Raw genomic sequence first — 510 nt, 5'->3', positions numbered from 1 at the left:
GCACACGCCGATGATGCAGCAGTACCTACGCATCAAGTCGGAGCACCCCGACACGCTCGTGTTCTACCGGATGGGCGACTTCTACGAGCTCTTCTTCGAAGACGCGGAAAAAGCCGCGCGTCTGCTCGACCTGACGCTCACGCAACGCGGCGCATCCGCCGGCACGCCGATCAAGATGGCGGGCGTGCCGCATCACGCGGTCGAGCAATACCTCGCGAAGCTCGTGAAATTCGGCGAATCGGCGGCGATCTGCGAACAGATCGGCGACCCCGCGACGTCGAAAGGCCCCGTCGAGCGCAAGGTCGTGCGCGTCGTGACGCCGGGCACGCTGACCGACGCCGCGCTGCTGTCCGACAAGAGCGACGTGTTTCTGCTCGCGCTGTGCGTCGGCCACAACAAACGCGGCGTCGCGTCGAACATCGGCCTCGCCTGGCTCAATCTCGCGAGCGGCGCGCTGCGGCTCGCCGAGCTCGCGCCGGATCAGCTCGGCGCGGCGCTCGAGCGCCGCGC

At 67.8% G+C, this 510-nt stretch carries 1 pseudogene; it reads left to right on the top strand.

What is annotated here, in order from left to right:
* Positions 1-510 (top strand): annotated as a pseudogene (locus tag J5M56_RS24380) (DNA mismatch repair protein MutS); the annotation flags it as partial.

The sequence above is a fragment of the Pseudomonas sp. 51_B genome (assembly GCF_017491595.1).
GTDB classification, from domain to species: Bacteria; Pseudomonadota; Gammaproteobacteria; order Pseudomonadales; family Pseudomonadaceae; genus Aquipseudomonas; species Aquipseudomonas promysalinigenes.
The sequence above is the reverse complement of the archived record's forward strand: the minus strand, read 5'-3'. Positions and strand labels throughout refer to the sequence as shown.